This window comes from Phenylobacterium sp. (genome assembly GCF_031181185.1).
Lineage (GTDB): Bacteria > Pseudomonadota > Alphaproteobacteria > Caulobacterales > Caulobacteraceae > Phenylobacterium.
Window position 1 is genome coordinate 1 of sequence record NZ_JAPSKZ010000067.1, and the last position, 17723, is coordinate 17723.

At 69.1% G+C, this 17723-nt stretch carries 20 protein-coding genes; 13 read left to right on the top strand and 7 right to left on the bottom strand.

Annotation, left to right across the window (positions count from 1 at the left end; all coding sequences use genetic code 11):
- The coding region (locus RIF93_RS10120) for an aldehyde dehydrogenase family protein (protein WP_309090940.1) at positions 1–209 on the top strand (209 nt) is incomplete at its 5' end.
- Positions 210–225: 16 nt separating this feature from the next.
- Here the strand turns inward: RIF93_RS10120 and RIF93_RS10125 are convergent.
- Positions 226–774, bottom strand: a complete 549-nt coding sequence (locus RIF93_RS10125; protein ID WP_309090941.1) for a hypothetical protein — start codon at positions 772–774, stop codon at positions 226–228.
- Positions 775–869: 95 nt separating this feature from the next.
- On the opposite strand from RIF93_RS10125, the gene zapE reads away from it, so the two are divergent.
- A complete protein-coding gene (gene zapE, locus RIF93_RS10130; protein WP_309090943.1) occupies positions 870–1994 on the top strand; it encodes a cell division protein ZapE in 1125 nt (374 codons plus the stop codon).
- On the opposite strand, the gene RIF93_RS10135 is transcribed toward zapE, so the two are convergent.
- On the bottom strand, positions 1991–2872 hold the full coding sequence (locus tag RIF93_RS10135; RefSeq protein WP_309090946.1) for a LysR substrate-binding domain-containing protein: 882 nt from the start codon (positions 2870–2872) through the stop codon (positions 1991–1993). The genes zapE and RIF93_RS10135 overlap by 4 nt on opposite strands.
- A 173-nt stretch (positions 2873–3045) precedes the next feature.
- On the opposite strand from RIF93_RS10135, the gene sdhC reads away from it, so the two are divergent.
- The 6 genes from sdhC to RIF93_RS10165 are packed head-to-tail and all read left to right on the top strand — an operon-like array spanning position 3046 to position 8075.
- On the top strand, positions 3046–3453 hold the full coding sequence (gene sdhC / locus RIF93_RS10140) for a succinate dehydrogenase, cytochrome b556 subunit (protein WP_309090948.1): 408 nt from the start codon (positions 3046–3048) through the stop codon (positions 3451–3453).
- Entirely contained in the window at positions 3453–3839 is a 387-nt protein-coding gene (gene sdhD, locus RIF93_RS10145; RefSeq protein ID WP_309090950.1) for a succinate dehydrogenase, hydrophobic membrane anchor protein, read from the top strand. The genes sdhC and sdhD overlap by 1 nt, the downstream gene beginning before the upstream one ends.
- A 7-nt stretch (positions 3840–3846) precedes the next feature.
- Complete coding sequence (sdhA, locus tag RIF93_RS10150) at positions 3847–5634, top strand: succinate dehydrogenase flavoprotein subunit (RefSeq protein WP_309090952.1); 1788 nt, start codon at positions 3847–3849, stop codon at positions 5632–5634.
- Between the two features lie 15 nt (positions 5635–5649).
- Entirely contained in the window at positions 5650–6432 is a 783-nt protein-coding gene (locus RIF93_RS10155; protein ID WP_309090954.1) for a succinate dehydrogenase iron-sulfur subunit, read from the top strand.
- A 60-nt stretch (positions 6433–6492) separates the two neighbouring features.
- Positions 6493–7734 carry an FAD-dependent oxidoreductase gene (locus RIF93_RS10160; RefSeq protein ID WP_309090956.1) on the top strand — a complete coding sequence of 414 codons (1242 nt, stop codon included), beginning with the start codon at positions 6493–6495 and terminating at the stop codon, positions 7732–7734.
- Between the two features lie 20 nt (positions 7735–7754).
- Positions 7755–8075, top strand: coding sequence for a 2Fe-2S iron-sulfur cluster-binding protein (locus RIF93_RS10165; RefSeq protein ID WP_309090958.1), 321 nt, complete (start codon positions 7755–7757; stop codon positions 8073–8075).
- A 20-nt stretch (positions 8076–8095) separates the two neighbouring features.
- On the opposite strand, the gene RIF93_RS10170 is transcribed toward RIF93_RS10165, so the two are convergent.
- Together RIF93_RS10170 and RIF93_RS10175 are read right to left on the bottom strand one after the other, a co-directional pair.
- Positions 8096–9178, bottom strand: coding sequence for an HWE histidine kinase domain-containing protein (locus tag RIF93_RS10170; RefSeq protein ID WP_309090960.1), 1083 nt, complete (start codon positions 9176–9178; stop codon positions 8096–8098).
- A 46-nt stretch (positions 9179–9224) separates the two neighbouring features.
- Complete coding sequence (locus RIF93_RS10175) at positions 9225–11549, bottom strand: ATP-binding protein (RefSeq protein ID WP_309090962.1); 2325 nt, start codon at positions 11547–11549, stop codon at positions 9225–9227.
- Positions 11550–11651: 102 nt separating this feature from the next.
- Between RIF93_RS10175 and RIF93_RS10180 the strand changes: the two genes are divergently transcribed.
- The 5 genes from RIF93_RS10180 (at position 11652) to mmcB (ending at position 15636) form a co-directional block, all read left to right on the top strand.
- Entirely contained in the window at positions 11652–12200 is a 549-nt protein-coding gene (locus RIF93_RS10180; protein ID WP_309090964.1) for a hypothetical protein, read from the top strand.
- Positions 12193–12612 (top strand): metallopeptidase family protein, encoded by a 420-nt coding sequence (locus RIF93_RS10185; RefSeq protein WP_309090965.1) that lies wholly within the window; start codon positions 12193–12195, stop codon positions 12610–12612. Before RIF93_RS10180 ends, RIF93_RS10185 begins: the two co-directional genes overlap by 8 nt.
- A 107-nt stretch (positions 12613–12719) precedes the next feature.
- Positions 12720–13847, top strand: coding sequence for a ferritin-like domain-containing protein (locus RIF93_RS10190; protein ID WP_309090967.1), 1128 nt, complete (start codon positions 12720–12722; stop codon positions 13845–13847).
- A 133-nt stretch (positions 13848–13980) separates the two neighbouring features.
- Positions 13981–15105 carry a ferritin-like domain-containing protein gene (locus tag RIF93_RS10195; RefSeq protein ID WP_309090969.1) on the top strand — a complete coding sequence of 375 codons (1125 nt, stop codon included), beginning with the start codon at positions 13981–13983 and terminating at the stop codon, positions 15103–15105.
- 75 nt (positions 15106–15180) lie between these two features.
- Positions 15181–15636, top strand: a complete 456-nt coding sequence (mmcB, locus tag RIF93_RS10200) for a DNA repair putative endonuclease MmcB (protein WP_309090971.1) — start codon at positions 15181–15183, stop codon at positions 15634–15636.
- Here mmcB and RIF93_RS10205 read toward each other — a convergent pair.
- From RIF93_RS10205 to RIF93_RS10215, 3 genes are all read right to left on the bottom strand, one after another.
- Positions 15624–15917: an MmcQ/YjbR family DNA-binding protein gene (locus RIF93_RS10205; RefSeq protein ID WP_309090973.1), complete on the bottom strand. Its 294-nt coding sequence runs from the start codon at positions 15915–15917 to the stop codon at positions 15624–15626. The genes mmcB and RIF93_RS10205 overlap by 13 nt on opposite strands.
- Before the next feature lie 41 nt (positions 15918–15958).
- Entirely contained in the window at positions 15959–16516 is a 558-nt protein-coding gene (locus tag RIF93_RS10210; protein ID WP_309090975.1) for an ActR/PrrA/RegA family redox response regulator transcription factor, read from the bottom strand.
- An 86-nt stretch (positions 16517–16602) separates the two neighbouring features.
- The coding region (locus RIF93_RS10215; protein WP_309090976.1) for an ActS/PrrB/RegB family redox-sensitive histidine kinase at positions 16603–17723 on the bottom strand (1121 nt) is incomplete at its 5' end.

A 17723-nucleotide genomic window follows, 5' to 3' on the forward strand; every position in this document is an offset into this window, starting at 1 on the left:
TGAACGTCGGCATGGTCGGCATCAACGTGCCGATCCCGGTGCCGGTCGCCTACCACACCTTCGGCGGCTGGAAGCGCAGCGCCTTCGGCGACGTCAACCAGCACGGCATGGAAGGCGTCCGGTTCTACACCAAGGTGAAGACCATCACCGCGCGCTGGCCCGAAGGGCTGTCCGAGGACAGCGCCTTCGTCATCCCGACCATGCGCTGAGCGTGACGCCGGCGGATCAGCTCCGCCGGCTCACGATGTTCTTGTTGGCGGCCCGGGTCTTCGCGCCCTGGCCGCGCTCCAGTTCCGTGCGGCCGCCGCGGTTGGTCTTGTTCGACGAGAACATGGCGCCTTCCGCGGCCGGTTCGCCCCAGTCCTGCTCTGGATTGTCGGTCTGGCCGAGCTTGTGGATGTCGACGTTGGGAGGCGTGCCGGCGCCCAGGTCGCCCTCCACGTCGCCCATCCCCGCTTCATTGCGGCCGAGGTCGGGATCCACGCCCCATCCGTCGCGGCGCGCGGCGTTGCTCTCCTCCGGCGGCGCGCCGGCGCCGTCCGCGTTCGCCGCGCGCAGGTCGGTGTCCCCGAAATCCGCCTGGCTGGGCCGGTCGGCGTTGGTGGCGTCGTCCAGGTCGCCCTCGAAGCTGCGTTGCTCGGGGTTCGTCGCTGTTTGGAAGCGGTTCGGATCCTGCTGCTGGTCCATCTCGCGCGCGCCGACGCCGCCCCCCTGCATGCGGGTGCGATTGGTCTCGGCCTGGCTCGGGTCGAAGTTGTCGTTGCGGTCGGCCATGGGGAAATCGCTCCTTCTGCTGTCCTGTCCTGAACCCCGACCGCGGCGCGGCCGTTCCTTGCGCCGGCCGCTATCGGCCGTTAGGCGGAGAGCCGATGCCTTCCGCGTTGCAAGCCGCCTACGACGCCCGCCTCGCCGCGGGCGCAATCCGTCCAGACCCCGCGCAGGCGGCCGCCCTCGCCCCCTTGGTGCGGCTGGAGTCAGACCTTGAGGCGGCGCCCTCTGCGGGCGGCTTGAGGAAGCTCTTCCGCAAGACGGCGCCCGAAGGTCAGCGCGGCGTCTACCTCGTGGGTCCCGTGGGCCGCGGGAAGTCCATGCTGATGGACCTTTTCTTCGAGACCGCGCCCGTCGAGAGAAAGCGGCGCACGCACTTTCACGTCTTCATGGGCGAGGTCCACCGGCTGATCTACGCCTGGCGCAAGGGCGATGCGGCGGCCCGGAAGACGCGCTTCGGCCAGCACAGGGGCGACGACCCGATCCCGCCGGTCGCCGACGTCGTGGCCGCCGAGGCGACGCTGCTCTGTTTCGACGAGTTCCAGGTGACCGACATCGCCGACGCCATGATCCTCGGCCGGCTGTTCGAGGCGCTGTTCGCCCGCGGCGTCACCTTGGTGGCCACCTCCAACCGCGAGCCGGACCAGCTCTACAAGGATGGCATCAACCGCCAGCTGTTCCTGCCCTTCATCGATCTCTTGAAGTCGAAGGTGGACGTGGTGTCGGTCGCCGGACCGCACGATTACCGGCTCGATCGGCTGCGCGCCGCCGGCACCTGGTTCTCGCCCGTCGATCCGGACAATGAGCGCTCGTTCGACCGTCTCTGGTCCGAGATGCTGGGCCCCGAGGAGGAGACCGGCGAGACGCTGGAAGTGCTGGGCCGGCGGATCACCTTCCCGCACGCGGCGGGCGGCCTCCTGCGGGCGAGCTTCGCCAGCCTCTGTTCGGTGGCGCTAGGCCCCAACGATTACATCGCCGTCGCGGACCGCTTTCACACCATCTTCCTGGAGGGCGTGCCGAAGCTGACGCCGAACCGGCGGGAGGAGGCCCGGCGGTTCGTGATCCTGGTGGACGCGCTCTACGAGGCGCACGCCAAGCTGATCGTGCTTGCAGAGGCCGAGCCCGTGAAGCTCTACCCGGAAGGCGACGGCGCGTTCGAGTTCGAGCGCACGGCGTCCCGCCTTCAGGAGATGCGCTCGGCTGACTGGCTGGAGGACCGCGCCTAGCCGCGCAGGCTCGCCACCAGCTCCCGCGCATAGGGGCGAAGCTCGTCCTCGGCGCGGACGACGATCTTCAGCTCCCGCACGGCCCAGTCGTCAGCCAGTTCGACGACGCTCAGCGCCATGGTGCGGGCCGCACGCCCTGCGGTGGTGCGCGGCACCACGCCGACGCCCACGCCGCACTCCACCAGCCGGCAGACGGCGTCGAAACTGCGCAGCTGCACGCGCAGCTTCAGCGGCCGTCCCTCGCGCGCCGCCTTGGCGGTGAGGAAGCGCTGGAGCGAGCTCGACCGCTCCAGGCCGACGAGGTCGTAATCCAGCACCTCGGCGAAGGTGACGCTGCCGCTCCCCGCCAGCGGGTGGCTCGTCGCCGTCACCACCACGAACCGGTCCGACCGGAATGGATAGGTCTGCAGGGCGCCGACCTCAACCGTGCCCGCGACGATGCCGATGTCGCCGACGCCCTCGGCGATCAGGCCTACGATCTCGTCCGACAAACGCTCCTCAAGGTCGACGCTGACGTGTGGATGGTCGGCCAGGAAGCTGGACAGCGCCTCCGGCAGGAATTCGGTGAGCGCATTGGTGTTGGCCAGCACCTTCACTTCGCCCGAGAGGCCGCCGGCGTAGGCCGAGAGGTCCTCGCGCATGCGCGCCTGCTGGGCCAGGATCTGGCGCGCGTGCTTCAGCAGCATGCGGCCGGCCGGCGTGGGCGCCACGCCCTGACGCGAGCGCGACAGCAGGGGCGCGCCAAGCGCGGCCTCCATGTTGCGGATGCGCGTCGATGCTGCCGCAAGGGCAAGCGCACTCTTTTCGGCCCCGGCCGTAATGGAGCCGGCGTCCACCACCTCGCAGAACAGCCGAAGATCCGTCAGGTCGAACCGCATTCCTTCGTCTCCCGCGAAGGAAAGCTACAGGAAAGACAGATTGTGCTGAAGCTGGGTTGGCGCAAACTTCGGCGCTTGCGAAGGATGGCAGGCTCGGGCCGCCTTGCGTTGACACCGCGAGGCGCAGGCTTACAAGCGGGCCAGCTTCGGACAGTTGAGACGGCGGGACAGGAATGGCTGGAGTTTCGAGGGCGGTTCGCGAGCGGCCGACGTCGCCGCACACGACGATCTGGCGGTGGCACCTCACCATGGCCACGTCGATCCTGCACCGCTTCACGGGGATCGCCCTGTACGGCGGCGCCCTGATCGCGGCGGCCTGGGCCGTGTCGCTCGCCAGCGGTCCCGAGGTCTACGGCGCCTACAAGGCGGTGATGGGCTCCATCCTCGGCAAGCTCGTGCTGTTCGCCCTGACGCTCGCCGCCTTCTACCACCTGGGCAACGGCATCCGGCACCTGATGTGGGACACGGGTCACGGCCTGGACGTGAAGACCGCCAACGCGACGGCGGTGGGCGTCATCGCGTTCGCCATCGCCGCGACGCTCGCGGTGTGGGTCATCGCCGGCATGACGGGGGCGTTCTGATGGCCAGCTATCGCACCCCTCTCGCCCGCGCCCGCGGCCTCGGCTCGGCCAAGCACGGCGTCGGCCACTGGATCTCAGAGCGGGTGGGCGCCGTCGCCCTGATCCCGCTGACGGTGTGGGCCGTCTACGCCGTCATGCGCCTTGCGGCGCTCGACTACTACGGCGCGGTCGAATGGATCTCGACGCCGCTGAACATGACGCTGATGATCCTGACGCTGGCCATCAGCTTCTGGCACATGCATTCGGGCCTGCGGGTCGTGGTGGAGGACTACATCCACAAGACCCTGACCAAGACCGGCCTTTTGCTCCTCAACCTCTTCGTCTGCGGACTGGCCGGCGCGCTCGCCGTCTTCTCCGTGCTGAAGGTCGCGCTGGGAGGCGCGTGAGAGACCGATGTCCGCTTACGAATTCATCGACCACAAGTTCGACGTCGTCGTCGTGGGCGCCGGCGGCTCGGGCCTCCGCGCCGCGCTGGGCTGCGCGCAAGCAGGCCTGAAGACGGCCTGCATCACCAAGGTCTTCCCGACCCGCTCGCACACGGTGGCCGCCCAGGGCGGCATCTCGGCGTCGCTGGGGAACATGGGCGAGGACGACTGGCGCTGGCACATGTACGACACCGTCAAGGGGTCGGACTGGCTGGGCGACCAGGACGCCATCGAATACCTGTGCCGGAACGCGCCGGCGGCGGTCTATGAGCTGGAGCACTGGGGCGTCCCGTTCAGCCGCACGGCCGACGGCAAGATCTACCAGCGTGCTTTCGGCGGCATGACCCGCAACTTCGGCGAGGCCCCGATCCAGCGCACCTGCGCTGCGGCCGACCGCACCGGCCACGCCATGCTGCACACCATGTACGGGCAGAGCCTGGCGCACGACACCGAGTTCTTCATCGAGTACTTCGCCCTCGACCTGATCATGGATGAGGGCGTCTGCCGCGGCGTGACCGCCTGGAAGCTCGACGACGGGACCCTGCACCGGTTCCAGGCCCAGCTCGTCATCCTGGCCACCGGCGGCTACGGCCGGGCCTACTTCTCGGCGACCAGCGCGCACACCTGCACCGGCGACGGCGGCGGCATGGCGCTGCGCGCCGGCCTGCCGCTGCAGGACATGGAGTTCGTGCAGTTCCACCCAACCGGGATCTACGGCGCCGGCTGTCTGATCACCGAAGGCGCCCGGGGCGAGGGCGGCTACCTGACCAACTCGGAAGGCGAGCGCTTCATGGAGCGCTATGCGCCGACCGTGAAGGACCTGGCGCCGCGGGACATGGTCAGCCGCGCCATGACGCTGGAGATCCGCGAAGGCCGCGGCGTGGGCCCGAACAAGGACCACATCTTCCTGCACCTGGATCACCTCGACCCGAAGATCCTGGCCGAGCGCCTGCCGGGCATCTCGGAAAGCGCCAAGATCTTCGCCGGCGTCGACGTGACCAAGGAGCCGATCCCGGTCCTTCCGACCGTGCATTACAACATGGGCGGCATCCCGACGAACTTCTACTCCGAGGTCGTGACCAAGGAAGGCAAGGACCCCGACCGGGTGGTGCCGGGCCTGATGGCTGTGGGCGAAGCGGCCTGCGTGTCGGTGCACGGCGCAAACCGCCTGGGCTCGAACAGCCTGATCGACCTGGTGGTGTTCGGCCGGTCGGCGGCCCTGCGGGCGGCGGAGATCCTGACGCCGGGCGCGAAGCAGCCCGAGCTCAAAGCCCACCACACCGAGGCGCACCTGGCCCGCTTCGATCGCTTCCGCCACGCCAACGGCGGCACGCCCACCGCCGAGCTGCGGCTGGAGATGCAGCGCGCCATGCAGGAGGACGCCGCTGTCTACCGGACCTCGGAAGCCCTGAAGTCGGGCGTAAAGCGCCTGAACGCGGTCGCTGGCAAGCGCGCCGACCTGAAGGTCACCGACCGGACGATGATCTGGAACTCGGACCTGATGGAGACCCTCGAACTCGACAATCTGATCGGCCAAGCGGTCGTGACGGTGGTCAGCGCCGAGAACCGCAAGGAAAGCCGCGGGGCCCACGCGCACGAGGACTTCCCCGAGCGCGACGACAACAAGTGGATGAAGCACACCCTGTCCTGGTTCGACGACCGCACCGGCAAGGTGCGCCTGGACGATCGTCCGGTGCACAACTTCACCATGACCAATGACATCGCCTACATCCCGCCGAAGGCGCGGGTGTACTGAGCCCAGGACGCATCGATGGCTGAGATCCGCCTGCCCAAGAATTCCCGCGTCACGGCGGGCAAGCACCACCCGGCGCCTCCGGGAGCGACGCGGACCAAGACCTTCAAGGTCTACCGGTACGACCCCGAGTCCGAGGCCAATCCGCGGTGGGACACCTATGAGGTGGACGTGGACGCCTGCGGCCCGATGGTCCTGGACGTCCTGATCCACATCAAGAACACCATGGACCCGACGCTCACCTTCCGGCGCTCGTGCCGCGAAGGCATCTGTGGCTCGTGCGCCATGAACATCGCCGGCCGGAACACCCTGGCCTGCACCCACGGCCACGAGGAGTGCCCGGGCGACAAGGTGGCGATCAGCCCGCTGCCGCACATGCCGGTGGTCAAAGACCTGGTGCCGGACCTGACCCTGTTCTACGCCCAGTATGCCTCGATCCAGCCCTGGCTGAAGACCAAGACGCCCGAGCCGCAGAAGGAGTGGGCGCAGTCGCCCGAGGACCGCGAGAAGCTGGACGGCCTCTACGAGTGCATCCTCTGCGCCTGCTGCTCGACCAGCTGCCCCAGCTACTGGTGGAACCAGGAGAAGTACCTGGGCCCGGCGGCCCTGCTGCACGCCTACCGCTGGATCATCGATTCCCGCGACGAGGCGACCGGCGAGCGCCTGGACGAGCTGGAAGACCCCTTCAAGCTCTATCGCTGCCACACGATCATGAACTGCGCGCAGGTCTGCCCCAAGGGCCTGAACCCGGCCAAGGCGATCGCCGAGGTCAAGAAAATGCTGGTGGAGCGCGTGGTCTGACGGCCGCGCCTCCCGCGGGGTGAAGTTGACGGGGCCGTCAAGTTTGGGCAACGAGGTTCCATGAGTGATCCCGCGGCCCCAAAGGCAGGACACGTCGTGATCCTGGGCGCCGGCCATGCCGGCGGCACGGCCGCGGCCCTGCTCCGGCAGTACGGCCATGCAGGCCCGATCACGCTCGTCGGCGAAGAGCCGATCCCGCCTTATCAGCGGCCGCCGCTTTCGAAGGCCTGGCTGAAGGGCGAGGCCGACGCCGAGTCGCTGGCGCTGAAGCCCTTGGAATTCTACGCCGAGGCCGGCATCGACTTCCGCCCGGGCGTAAGCGGCGTCCAGCTGAAGCGCAGCGACAAGACGCTCGTCCTGTCGGACGGCTCGACGCTTCCATACGACATCCTGATCCTGGCGACCGGCGCGCGCGCGATCGCCCTGCCGATCGCCGGCGCCGACCTCGCCGGCGTCATGTCCCTGCGCACGGCGGCCGACGCCGAGGCGCTGAAGGCCGCGGTCGGGCCCGGCAAGACCCTGGCGGTCGTAGGCGGCGGCTATATCGGGCTTGAGGTCGCCGCATCGGGCCGGGCGCTAGGCGCCGAGGTCGTGGTGCTGGAGCGCGAGGACCGGCTCCTGGCCCGCGTCGCCTGCCCCGAACTGTCCGACTTCTTCCGCGGCTATCACGAAAAGCACGGCGTCCGCTTCGAACTGGGCTGCTCGGTGGTGGGCTTCGAAGGGGAGGGTCGCGTCTCGGGCGTGAAGCTGGCCAGCGGCGAGGTCGTGGCCTGCGACGCGGTCGTGGTGGGCGTGGGAGCCGCGCCCAACGACGAGATCGCCGCCGACGCCGGGCTCGAGACCGCCCGCGGCGTGGTCGTGGACCTGGACGCCCGCACCTCGGACCCCGCCATCTTCGCGATCGGCGACGTCGCCCACCGCCCGATGCCGATCTATGGCGACCGGATGTTCCGGATGGAGAGCGTGCCGAACGCGCTGGAGCAGGCCAAGCAGGCCGCCAGCGCCATTACCGGCCGCCCCAGGCCCAACGGCGAGTGTCCCTGGCAGTGGTCGGACCAGTACGACCTGAAGCTCCAGATCGCGGGCTATCCGTTCGAGACCGACAAGATCGTCGTCCGCGGCGACCCCGCCGACGCCAAGTTCGCAGTCTTCCACCTGAAGGGCGACCGGCTGCAGGCCGTCGAGGCGATCAACGCCCCGCCCGAGTTCATGATGGGCAAGCAGCTCATCCTTAGCCGCAAGGCCGTCGATGCGACGAGGCTTGCCGACACGTCCGTTTCCATGAAAGAGGTCGCCGCCTAGACGCGGCCGCGAGGGGTCCCATGGCCAAGATCACCTACATCGAACACGACGGCACCGAACACGTCATCGACGTGAAGCCCGGCCTGTCGGTCATGGAGGGCGCGGTGAAGAACAATATCCCGGGCATCGACGCCGATTGCGGCGGCGCGTGCGCCTGCGCGACCTGCCATGTCTATGTGGATGAGGCTTGGCTCTCGAAGACGGGGACGCGCTCGGCCATGGAGGAGTCGATGCTCGACTTCGCCGAAGGCGTCGAGGAGAACAGCCGCCTCTCCTGCCAGATCAAGGTTTCCGACGAACTGGACGGCCTCGTCGTCCGCATGCCGGAAAGCCAGCACTAGCCTGCGCCGGCGCGCCACCTCTAGCCGACACCGGCGGCTGTAAGCGGCGGGGGCCTGTGCTGGCCAGGTTGGGACGGATCGCCGGGCACCGCCAGCATCGGAAGCTCCGCGGCCGACGAAAGCGGCGTCTCAAGGACGCATTGCAGGCCCGCACGGTCGTAGACCAACTGTGCATGGCCGCCGACCGTCGGACCGAAGCTTCGGGCGATGAGTCGAGTGCCGAACCCCTCGCGGCTTGGCGGCTCGACAGCTGGGCCCCCGCATTCGCGCCAGAGCAGGGTCAGGTGCCGGGCGCCTTCGCCGCTGTAGGCGATGTTCCAGGTAATCGACACCGCGCCGTCGTCAACGGACAACGCCCCGTATTTGATGGCGTTGGTGGTCAGCTCATGCAGCACCAGGGACATCGCGACGGCCTGCTGCGGTCTCAGTCGCACCGGGGGACCTTCGATGTGGAAGCGCTCGTCGCCGCCGTTGTAGGGGGCCAGAGCGCCCACGACGATGGTGGCGAGGTCCGCGCCCGCCCAGCTCTCGTTGACGAGCACGTTGTGGGCTTCGGAAAGCGCCACCAGCCGCTCGACGAGGCTCTGGCGTACCGCGGCCTCCACCTCCGCCGCCCGCAAGGTTTGCTCGACGATCGCCTGCACCGTGGCGAGCGTGTTCTTGATCCGATGGTTCAGCTCGTTCAGCAGCAGGACCCGCTGGTCGTCGGCCACCTTCGAGGCGGTCTCGTCGCGCATGACCTTGACGACGCCGTGGCCCTGACCGTCGCCCAGCCGCATGGCCATGCCGTTCGCCCAGAACATCTGACCATTCTTTCGCAGGTGCCAGCGCGTGTCTTCCGCACGGCCCTCCGCCAGCGCGCGCCTCAGCTCGGCGCGCGGGGCCCCCGCCGCGCGGTCCGCCTCGACGAACAGCATCTCGAAATTCCGGCCCAGCGCCTCGTCGGCCGAGTAACCGAGGATACGCTCGGCCCCGGGGTTCCAGGATAGGATCTGCCCGTCGGCGTCGAGAGTGAAGATCGCGTACTCGGTCGCGTTCTCGATGATGACCGAGGCAAGGGAGGTTTCGACGGCGCCGGCGGAGGACGGCGGGGGATTGTCCATGCGTGCCGAACGCGAGAGAGCGCAGACAGGTCCGTGAGTCGCCGCGTCAGGTCGCGAACTTCAGCTCAGGCTGCGCCGTCACCGCCTCCGCGCCTTCCGGCAGGTGGCAGGTGAAGGTGGCGCCGGCGCCCGGCTCGCTTTCCAGCGCCACCCAGCCGCCATGCAGCTCGGTCAGCGCCTTGACCAGCGCCAGCCCCAGGCCGGGCCCGCCGCGCTCGCGGCCGATGAACCGGTCAAAGATGTGCGCCTGGACGTGGAAGGGGATGCCGCGGCCGCTGTCCGACACCTGCAGCTGGATCTCGCCCAGCGCCTTGCGCGCCGCGAGCGTCACCGTCCCGCCGGCGGGCGTCTGGGTCAGGGCGTTCTCCACCAGGTGGTCCAGGATCTGGGTCAGCCGCTTGGCGTCGCCGCGGATCAGGCCGATGTCGTTCGGCCGCTCGATCATCAGCGAGACCTTCGCCGCCTCGGCCGCCTTTTGCCAGCGGCCGGCGACCCCGATCAGCAGGTCGGAGACGTTCACGTCCGCCAGGTCCAGCGCCATCTCGTCGGCGTCGATCTGGGCCATGTCCAGCACGTCGTCGATCGAACGGGCCAGCTGGGTGGCGGCCACCTTCACGGCGGCGGCGTGCGCCCGCGCCCGGTCGGGTAGGGCGTCGCCCGAGTGCTCCAGAAGCTCGGAGTAGCCGATGATGGTCGTTAGCGGCGTGCGCAGCTCGTACGAGACGTTGCCCACGAAGTCCCGCTTCAGGCGCTCGGCCTCGGAGAGCGCCGCCTCGCGGTCGGCCAGGGCGCTTTCCAGCCGCCGGGCGTCCGTCACGTCGGTGAAGGCGATCAGGGTCGCCCCGTCCGGCAGCGGCCGCGAGCGGTACTCGACGATGCGCTGCTCCGAGGTCTTCACCTCGCCCGTCATCGGCGTGCGCGCGCTGGGATCGGGGTCGGCCACCCGGCCCTTCAACTCGCGCCAGAAGCCCATGTCGTGCAGCTTCGGCACGCACAGCTCGACCACGCCCTCGAAGTCGCCGGCGGCCTCCAGCTTCTCGTGGCTGATGCCCCAGAAGCGCTCGAAGCTCTCGTTGTGCAGGCGAAGCCGCCCGTCCGAGCCGAACACCGCGACCGCGTCCGACAGCTTGTCGAGAGTGGCCTGCTGCACCTGGATGAGGGCGTTGTACTGCGCCTTCAGCTTCAGCTCGCCGGTGATGTCCGAGAACAGGAACAGCATGCCGCCCATCGGGTGCGGCTGGCGCACGACGCGAAGCGTACGGCCGTCGGGCAGGCTCCACAGGTCGTCCGGCTCGTCGCCCAGCTTCTCGTAGCGGTCGAGCTCGGCGGCCTTCCACTTGGCGTAGTCGGCGGTCTCGGGCAGGCGGCGGCGCTGGCGCAGGCGGTCCAGCACCTCGCCGTGGGTCGGCCGCTCTTCGAGCCAGGCGGGCTCCAGGCCCCACAGCTCGGCAAAGGCGGTGTTGTGGAACATCAGCCGCTTGCCCTCGCCGAAGATGGCGACGGCGTCGTCCAGGCGGTTCAGCGTCTGGTCGTGGGCCTCGACGTTGCGCTTCAGTTGCTCGCGCAGGTCTTCCAGTTCGGTGACGTCGTCGGTCCAGACGCCGACGCCGCCGCCCTCCAGCGGCTGGGCCACGATGTGGAACGCCCGCCGCCGGCCGTCCAACGACAGCCACCTCACGGCCTCGCGCTTCTGGCCGAGGTTGGCGGCCTCGCTGGCCACCGCGTCGGCGCCGCGGTCGAAGGCCGCGCCGCGCTTGGCGGCCTCGTCCAGGCTTTCTGCGCCCACCGCCTTCAGCCAGGCGGCGTTGACCCACACCGGGGAGCCGTCGGCCGCGGCGATCCAGGCGGGGCAGGCCCGCGACTGCAGGAAGGCCGCGAACCTCGGCGCCGTCGGCAGGCCGGCGTCCTCGCCCAGCACGCCCGACACGCGCAGCCACGCCAAGGCGCCTGCAGCCCGGCCCTCGACCGTGACCGCGCCGCCCGGTCCCTGGACCTCGAAGGCGCAAGGCTCGCCCCGCTCGAACAGGCCTCGCAGCCGGCGCGCATGGTCGGGGTCTGCGCGCATCAGGGCGTTGAGCAGGGCCTGTGGCTCGGCTTCGGACAGGCCCAGGGCTTCGGCGCAGACCGACAGGCTCTCCTCGCCCGACGCCAGCAGGGCCTGGCCGTCCTCGACAGCGAGCAGGGCGGAGTCGAAGGCCTCGGCCGAAGCCGTCGCCGCTTCGGCCCGCGTTTCCAGAAGGCGGATGCGGCCGGTCAGCTCGTCAAGGCGCGCCTGGTTTTGGCGCCGCTGCGCCAGCGCCCACAGGACGGCGGAGATGGCCAGCGACACTGCGCCGGCCGCCGCCGCCAGGATCAGTTGGTCCGCACCCATCCACGCCCCGGCGAATCACTCTCCGGGAGCTTACGGCGGAGAGGCGCCTGCCGCACGCGAAGGCGCGTTCCTATGTGCAGGAAAGTTCGCGAGAATGGGGCCATGACCATCCTCTACCCTGTCGCCGTCAACGCCGAGCAGGCGCTTTCGCGCCCGGCGGGCCGCGCCGCCCGGGAAAGCGACGCCCGGCGGCGGGCAGGCCAGGACGTGGCCTTCACCACCGATCCGGCCGGCCCAGCCTTTCCGACCCGCGAGGCGGCCCTGGCGGCCTATGCCGAGCGCCTGGAGCCGTCGGAGCCCGAGGACCGGTTCTGCCAGCTCGTCGAACAGGTCGTCGCCGAAGCCGGTCGCCCGCCGCAGCCGGTGGAGCCCACTTACGAGGACGGCCGCCGCTGGCCGAAGCCGGCGGCGCGCCCGCAGACCGTCTGGCGGCTCACCGTCTCCTACTGGCGGATCCCCACGCCCGAGCGGCCGCTGGAGGCGCCGCAGGCCCGCAAGGCCCGCCGTTCGAAGCAGCTGCTGGAGCCCGACACCTTGCGCGCCATCGCCCGCACGCCGCTCCGGCCCGTGAAGCCGCAGCAGCCGCTGGACATCGGCCTCTTCGAGACCCGTCCGCCCGAAGCCCCGCACATCGTCATGCCGGATGAGTGAGCCTGTGCCCGAGCGCGTTCTTGGCCGCGCCCCGTCGCTGGACGACCTAGCCCTCATCGCTGAGCGCGCGTTCGCGGAGTTGCCGGAGGGTTTCCGGCGGCTGGCGGGCGAGGTGGTGTTCCGCGTCGACGACTTCCCCGAGCAGGACGTGCTCGACGAACTCGGGATCGAAGACCCCTTCGAGCTCACCGGTCTCTACCAGGGCGTGGATCTCGGCCATCGGTCGGTGTTCGACGTCTCGGCCCAGCCATCCCGGGTGTTCCTCTACCGCCGCCCGATCCTCGACGAATGGGCCGAGCGGGGCGACGTGACCCTCGAGGAGCTGGTGACCCACGTGCTGGTGCATGAGATCGGGCACCACTTCGGCCTCTCCGACGACGACATCGACGCCATCGAGGCGGCGGCGGAGTAAACCTGACGCACGCGTCATTTTGTTTGACTGAACGCCGTTCAGGTCACATGCTCCGCTCCACGAGACGGCGGGGGCGCGCCGCAGAGACAGGGCAGGAGCGAACGAACATGGCCGCCGACGGCAACATCACCAAGGACGTCATCTACGACGCGGTGTCTCCGGACGACTTCGAGTCGATGCTGGAGCTGGACCGCTACAACGCGCGCTCGACGGCCTTCGACAAGATCATCTCGGCGACCCACGACCACTTCTGGGATCCGCTCGATCCGAAGTACATCGACTTCTCCGAGCCGTTCGACATGGAGAACGAGATGATCCTGCCCGAGGACATGATCGTCTCCCTGCAGACCGACTACGTCTCGAACCACCTGAAGGACCACAAGACGCGGGTCCGGTTCGTGAACCAGTCCACGCTTCGGACCTTCTCGTCGATCCTGCACGGCGAGCAGGGGGCGCTGAACCTGTCGGCCAGTCTCTGCCACGTGCTGAAGGACCAGGGCGCCCAGGAGTACGCGGCCAACCAGACGCGTGAGGAAGCCCGCCACGTCACGGCCTTCGCCAAGTACATCAAGGCCCGCTGGGGCCGCCCGGTGGAATGCGGCCCGACGCTGAAGGCGCTGCTGGTCGAGATCATCGGCAGCCCCGAAGTCTACAAGAAGATCATCGGCATGCAGATGCTGGTCGAAGGCCTGGCCATGGGGGCCTTCGCGACCATCTACGCCAAGACCAACGACCCGCTGGCGAAGAAGCTGACCCAGCTGGTGATGACCGACGAGGCCTTCCACCACAAGTTCGGGAAGATCTGGGCCGACCGGACCATCCCGCACCTGACGGAGAAGGAACACGAGATCATCGAGATGTGGGCGGCGCACTGCTTCCAGACGCTGCTCTTCAACCTCGTGGCCCCCACCCAGCAGCGCGACCTCTACGAGGAGTTCGGCCTCGATCCGGAGCGGGTCATTGCGGAGATGGCGCAGATCGTCACCGACGAGACCCGCCGCGAGAACATGAAGGAACAGACCAACATCTTCCGCGTGCTCGTGAAGACGCTGGTGAACGCTGGCATCATCACGGACCGGACGAAGGCGTTCTACGCCACCTACGTCGACCTCGACGAGCTGCGCACCGAGGGCGACAAGATGGTCGGCGACGACATCGCCGAGGAGGGCATCAAGTACCTCCAGGAGATCAACTTCAAGGATCGCGCCAAGAGCGTCCTGATCGCCGCCGAGTAAGAGACGCCAATCACGCACGAGGTGAGTGCCCGTCGGCCCAGCCGGCGGGCATTTCCTTTGACGCCCGGCCCATCCGGCGCGAAGCTTATCGCCGATCAGTCCGCGTCAGACGGGCGACGGGAGGAGATGGGCCATGGCCGACGGCAACATCACCAAGGACGTCATGTACGGCGCGGTGGCGCCCGACGACTTCGAGTCGATGCTGGAGCTGGACCGCTACAACGCGCGCTCCACGGCGTTCGACAAGATCATCTCGGCGACGCACGACCATTTCTGGGATCCGCTCGATCCCAAGTACATCGACTTCTCCGAGCCGTTCGACCTCGCGGCCGAGGCGATGATGCCCGAGGACCAGGTGCCGCTGCTGCGGCTGCCCTACGTGGACGAGAGCCTGAGGGACCCCAAGGAAAGGGTCCGCTTCATCAACCACCTGCAGCTGCGCAACTTCTCGTCGATCCTGCATGGCGAGCAGGGCGCGCTGAACCTGTCGGCGAGCCTGTGCCACGTGCTGAAGGACCAGGGCGCGCAGGAATACGCCGCCAACCAGACCCGCGAAGAGGCCCGCCACGTCACCGCCTTCGCCAAATACATCAAGGCCCGCTGGGGCCGCCCAGGCGAGTGCGGCGCGGCGCTGAAGTCGCTGCTGATCGAGATCATCGAGGCGCCCGAGGTCTACAAGAAGATCGTCGGCATGCAGATGCTGGTCGAGGGCCTGGCCATGGGCGCCTTCTCCCACGGCTATCGGCACAACCGCGACCCGCTGGCGCGCAAGCTGTTCCAGCTGGTGATGACGGACGAGGCCTTCCACCACAAGTTCGGGAAGATCTGGGCCGACCGGACGATCCCGCACCTGAGCGAAGCCGAGCGGAACCTGGTCGAGGACTGGACCGCGCACTGCGCACAGAAGCTGCTGTTCGACCGCGGGTCGCCCCAGCAGATGGCCGAGCTGTTCGGCGGGTTCGGAATGGACCCCGAGCGGGTGGTCGCTGACATCGTCGCCTACCGGAAGACGCGCGACCCGAACCGCCGCTACCGCAGCGACACCAACATCTTCCGCGTCCTGATCAAGACCCTGCTGAAGGCCGGCCTCATCACCGAGCGCACGCGCGGCTTCTACGCCATGTACGTCGACCTCGACGAACTGGCCGGCGAGGGTGACCGCATGGTCGGCGACGACATCGCGGAGGACGGGATCCGCTACCTGCAGGAGATCAACTTCAAGGACCGTGCGCGCGCCGTCACCGTGGCGGCCGAATAGGCTAGCGCCGCGGCGAAGCGTCCAAGGTCGGTCCATCGCTTGCATCAGGAACGTAGGCGGAACAGAGTGGCCGCCATGGACGTGTCCGTCACCGTCGTCGCCATCTCCCGGCCTGAAACCACCGCCGCCGTCACTCGCGGGGCGGCGCGGTTCCTGACGGCGCTGGGCTACGCGCCGCTCGCCGAGGTGACGTTGCCGAACGGCCGCCGGGCCGATTTGATGGCGCTGGGACCCAAGGGCGAGATCTTCATCGTCGAGGTGAAATCCGGGGTCGAGGACTTCCGCACGGACCAGAAATGGCAGGAGTACCTGCCCTACTGCGACGCCTTCGCCTTCGCCGTAAGCCCGGAGTTCCCGCGCGAGATCCTGCCGGACGAGCCGGGCCTGGTCGTGGCGGACGGGTTCGGCGGCGCGATCCTGCGGGACGCCCCCGTCACGCCCTTGGCGGGCGCGCGGCGCAAGGCGCTGACCCTGGCCTTCGGGCGGCTGGCGGCGATGCGGGCCGCGGGCGTGGAGACCTATGCGCTGTAGAGCGCTCGGCTGACCTTCTTCGGGACGACCATGGTCCACGCCTCCCGCACGAGCTCGGCCACCTCGTCCAGCTCCAGGGCGTCGATCTCGACGTAGCTCCAGCGCAGGGCCCCGGCGACATAGGGCGAGAACACGTCTGGTCGCGCCTCGAACAGCCGCTCCCGATGCTGGCGATCCAGCTTCATGACCACCCGGCCGCGCCAGGTGTGGACGAACCCCTTCTTGCCCACCTTGAAGAGCGGTGCGCCGTACCAGTGCTCCTCCTCCGCGCCGGGCAGCACCGCGGCGGCGGCCCGGACGTCCTCCCAGCGGGCCGTCCGGCCTAGCGCGGCGCCCGCTTGGCGAGGATCCGCTGCAGGGTTCGGCGGTGCATGTTGAGCCGGCGGGCGGTCTCGGAGACGTTGTGGTTGCAGAGCTCGTAGACCCGCTGGATGTGCTCCCACCGCACGCGGTCGGCGCTCATGGGGTTCTCCGGCGGGGCGGGCGCGGCGTCGCCCCGGGCCAGCAGGGCGCGGGCCACGTCGTCGGCGTCGGCAGGCTTGGAGAGGTAGTCCACGGCTCCCGCCTTCACCGCCTGGACGGCCGTGGCGATGTTGCCGTAGCCGGTCAGCATGATGATCTTCGCGTCCGGACGGGCGTCACGGACGGCCTCCACCACCTTCAGGCCCGAACCGTCCTCCAGTCGCATGTCCAGCACGGCATAGGCGGGCGGCTTAGCCCGGACGGCGGCGATAGCTTCCGACACGCTGCCCACCAGCGTCGGTTCGAAACCACGCTGTTCGAGGGCGCGTCCGAGGCGGTTGCGCAGGGGCGCGTCGTCATCCAGCACAAGCAACGACTTGTCTGGCAGGGCGGCGATCTCGGAGGACAGGTCAGTCATTCATCGACCCCATTGGAGGGGGCTCCCTCTCTTTGGACTGCGGCAGTCTGTCGCACCTCAACGCATGACCGCAAGCTTGGCTGCGCTCAAGCTTGGCTCGCCTCGATGGTCTGACGCGGCCACCGGGCGGAGACGACTGCTCCGCGGGGCCGTCCGTTCTGGAAGCTGACCTCAGCTCCGGTGCGCTCCAGCAAGGTCTTGGCGATGAAGAAGCCCAGCCCCATGCCGACGTGACCGGTACGGCCACCCTCCACGCCCGGCCGGCTGGTCACGTAGGGCTCTCCCAGCTTGGCGAGGATCTCGGGCGCGAAGCCGGGTCCGTCGTCGCGCACCTCTATCGAGACGGTGTCCACGTCGAAACGGGCGGTCACCAGCACCTCCGAGGTGGCGAAATCGACCGCGTTCTCCACGAAGGTGGTCATGGCGTGGGTGATCTCGGGCAGGCGGCGGATATCAGGCGCGCGGACGCCCTTCGCCCCGGTGACGATGGCCTCCACGCGGACGTCCTTGATGGCGGCGTGCGGCTCGATCACCTCCTGCACCAGCTGGCGGAGCGACAGGCGCTCGTGCACCTCGTCCGATGCCTGGTCCGGCGTCTCGGACAGCCGCTTCAGGATCTCGCGGCAGCGCTCGGCCTGCGAAATCAGCAGCTCGGCGTCCTCGCGCACCTGCGGCGTGGGCGCCTCGCGGGCCATCTCCTTGGCGACGATGGAGATGGTGGCCAAGGGCGTGCCCAGCTCGTGCGCCGCCGCCGCCGCCAGGGCCCCAAGGGCCGACAGCCGCTGCTCGCGCGCCAGCACCGCCTGAGTGACGTCCAGCGCCAGCGTCATCCGCGCCGCCTCCTCGGCCGACTGCCGGACGTACGCCGCCACCAGGGCCATGCCGGCGATGTTGGCAAGGGCTGCGAGCAGCCGGTACTCGAGCGTCAGGCGCGGCTGCGGCGTCGCCGCCGGGAAGGGCAGGGACAGCACCGTCAGCACCAGAGCGGCCACGGCGGCGAGCGCGCCCACCGCCAACAGCGCCTTGCGTGGCTGGGTGGCCGCGGCCAAGGCCACCGGCACGATCAGCAGGACGATGAACGGATTGGCGGTCCCGCCGATCAGGGCCAGGAAGACCGCCATCTGCAGGATGTCGAGCGAGAGGTGGGCCACCGCCTCGCGGGTGTTGGTCACCCGCTGGAGCGGCGAGGCGACGCCCGTCAGCAGGT

Bases quoted from the DNA above. Each gene is read 5' to 3' on its own strand.
- RIF93_RS10125 (WP_309090941.1), bottom strand. From the start codon at position 774: ATGGCCGACCGCAACGACAACTTCGACCCGAGCCAGGCCGAGACCAAT.
- zapE (WP_309090943.1), top strand. From the start codon at position 870: ATGCCTTCCGCGTTGCAAGCCGCCTACGACGCCCGCCTCGCCGCGGGC.
- RIF93_RS10135 (WP_309090946.1), bottom strand. From the start codon at position 2,872: ATGCGGTTCGACCTGACGGATCTTCGGCTGTTCTGCGAGGTGGTGGAC.
- sdhC (WP_309090948.1), top strand. From the start codon at position 3,046: ATGGCTGGAGTTTCGAGGGCGGTTCGCGAGCGGCCGACGTCGCCGCAC.
- sdhD (WP_309090950.1), top strand. From the start codon at position 3,453: ATGGCCAGCTATCGCACCCCTCTCGCCCGCGCCCGCGGCCTCGGCTCG.
- sdhA (WP_309090952.1), top strand. From the start codon at position 3,847: ATGTCCGCTTACGAATTCATCGACCACAAGTTCGACGTCGTCGTCGTG.
- RIF93_RS10155 (WP_309090954.1), top strand. From the start codon at position 5,650: ATGGCTGAGATCCGCCTGCCCAAGAATTCCCGCGTCACGGCGGGCAAG.
- RIF93_RS10160 (WP_309090956.1), top strand. From the start codon at position 6,493: ATGAGTGATCCCGCGGCCCCAAAGGCAGGACACGTCGTGATCCTGGGC.
- RIF93_RS10165 (WP_309090958.1), top strand. From the start codon at position 7,755: ATGGCCAAGATCACCTACATCGAACACGACGGCACCGAACACGTCATC.
- RIF93_RS10170 (WP_309090960.1), bottom strand. From the start codon at position 9,178: ATGGACAATCCCCCGCCGTCCTCCGCCGGCGCCGTCGAAACCTCCCTT.
- RIF93_RS10175 (WP_309090962.1), bottom strand. From the start codon at position 11,549: ATGGGTGCGGACCAACTGATCCTGGCGGCGGCGGCCGGCGCAGTGTCG.
- RIF93_RS10180 (WP_309090964.1), top strand. From the start codon at position 11,652: ATGACCATCCTCTACCCTGTCGCCGTCAACGCCGAGCAGGCGCTTTCG.
- RIF93_RS10185 (WP_309090965.1), top strand. From the start codon at position 12,193: ATGAGTGAGCCTGTGCCCGAGCGCGTTCTTGGCCGCGCCCCGTCGCTG.
- RIF93_RS10190 (WP_309090967.1), top strand. From the start codon at position 12,720: ATGGCCGCCGACGGCAACATCACCAAGGACGTCATCTACGACGCGGTG.
- RIF93_RS10195 (WP_309090969.1), top strand. From the start codon at position 13,981: ATGGCCGACGGCAACATCACCAAGGACGTCATGTACGGCGCGGTGGCG.
- mmcB (WP_309090971.1), top strand. From the start codon at position 15,181: ATGGACGTGTCCGTCACCGTCGTCGCCATCTCCCGGCCTGAAACCACC.
- RIF93_RS10210 (WP_309090975.1), bottom strand. From the start codon at position 16,516: ATGACTGACCTGTCCTCCGAGATCGCCGCCCTGCCAGACAAGTCGTTG.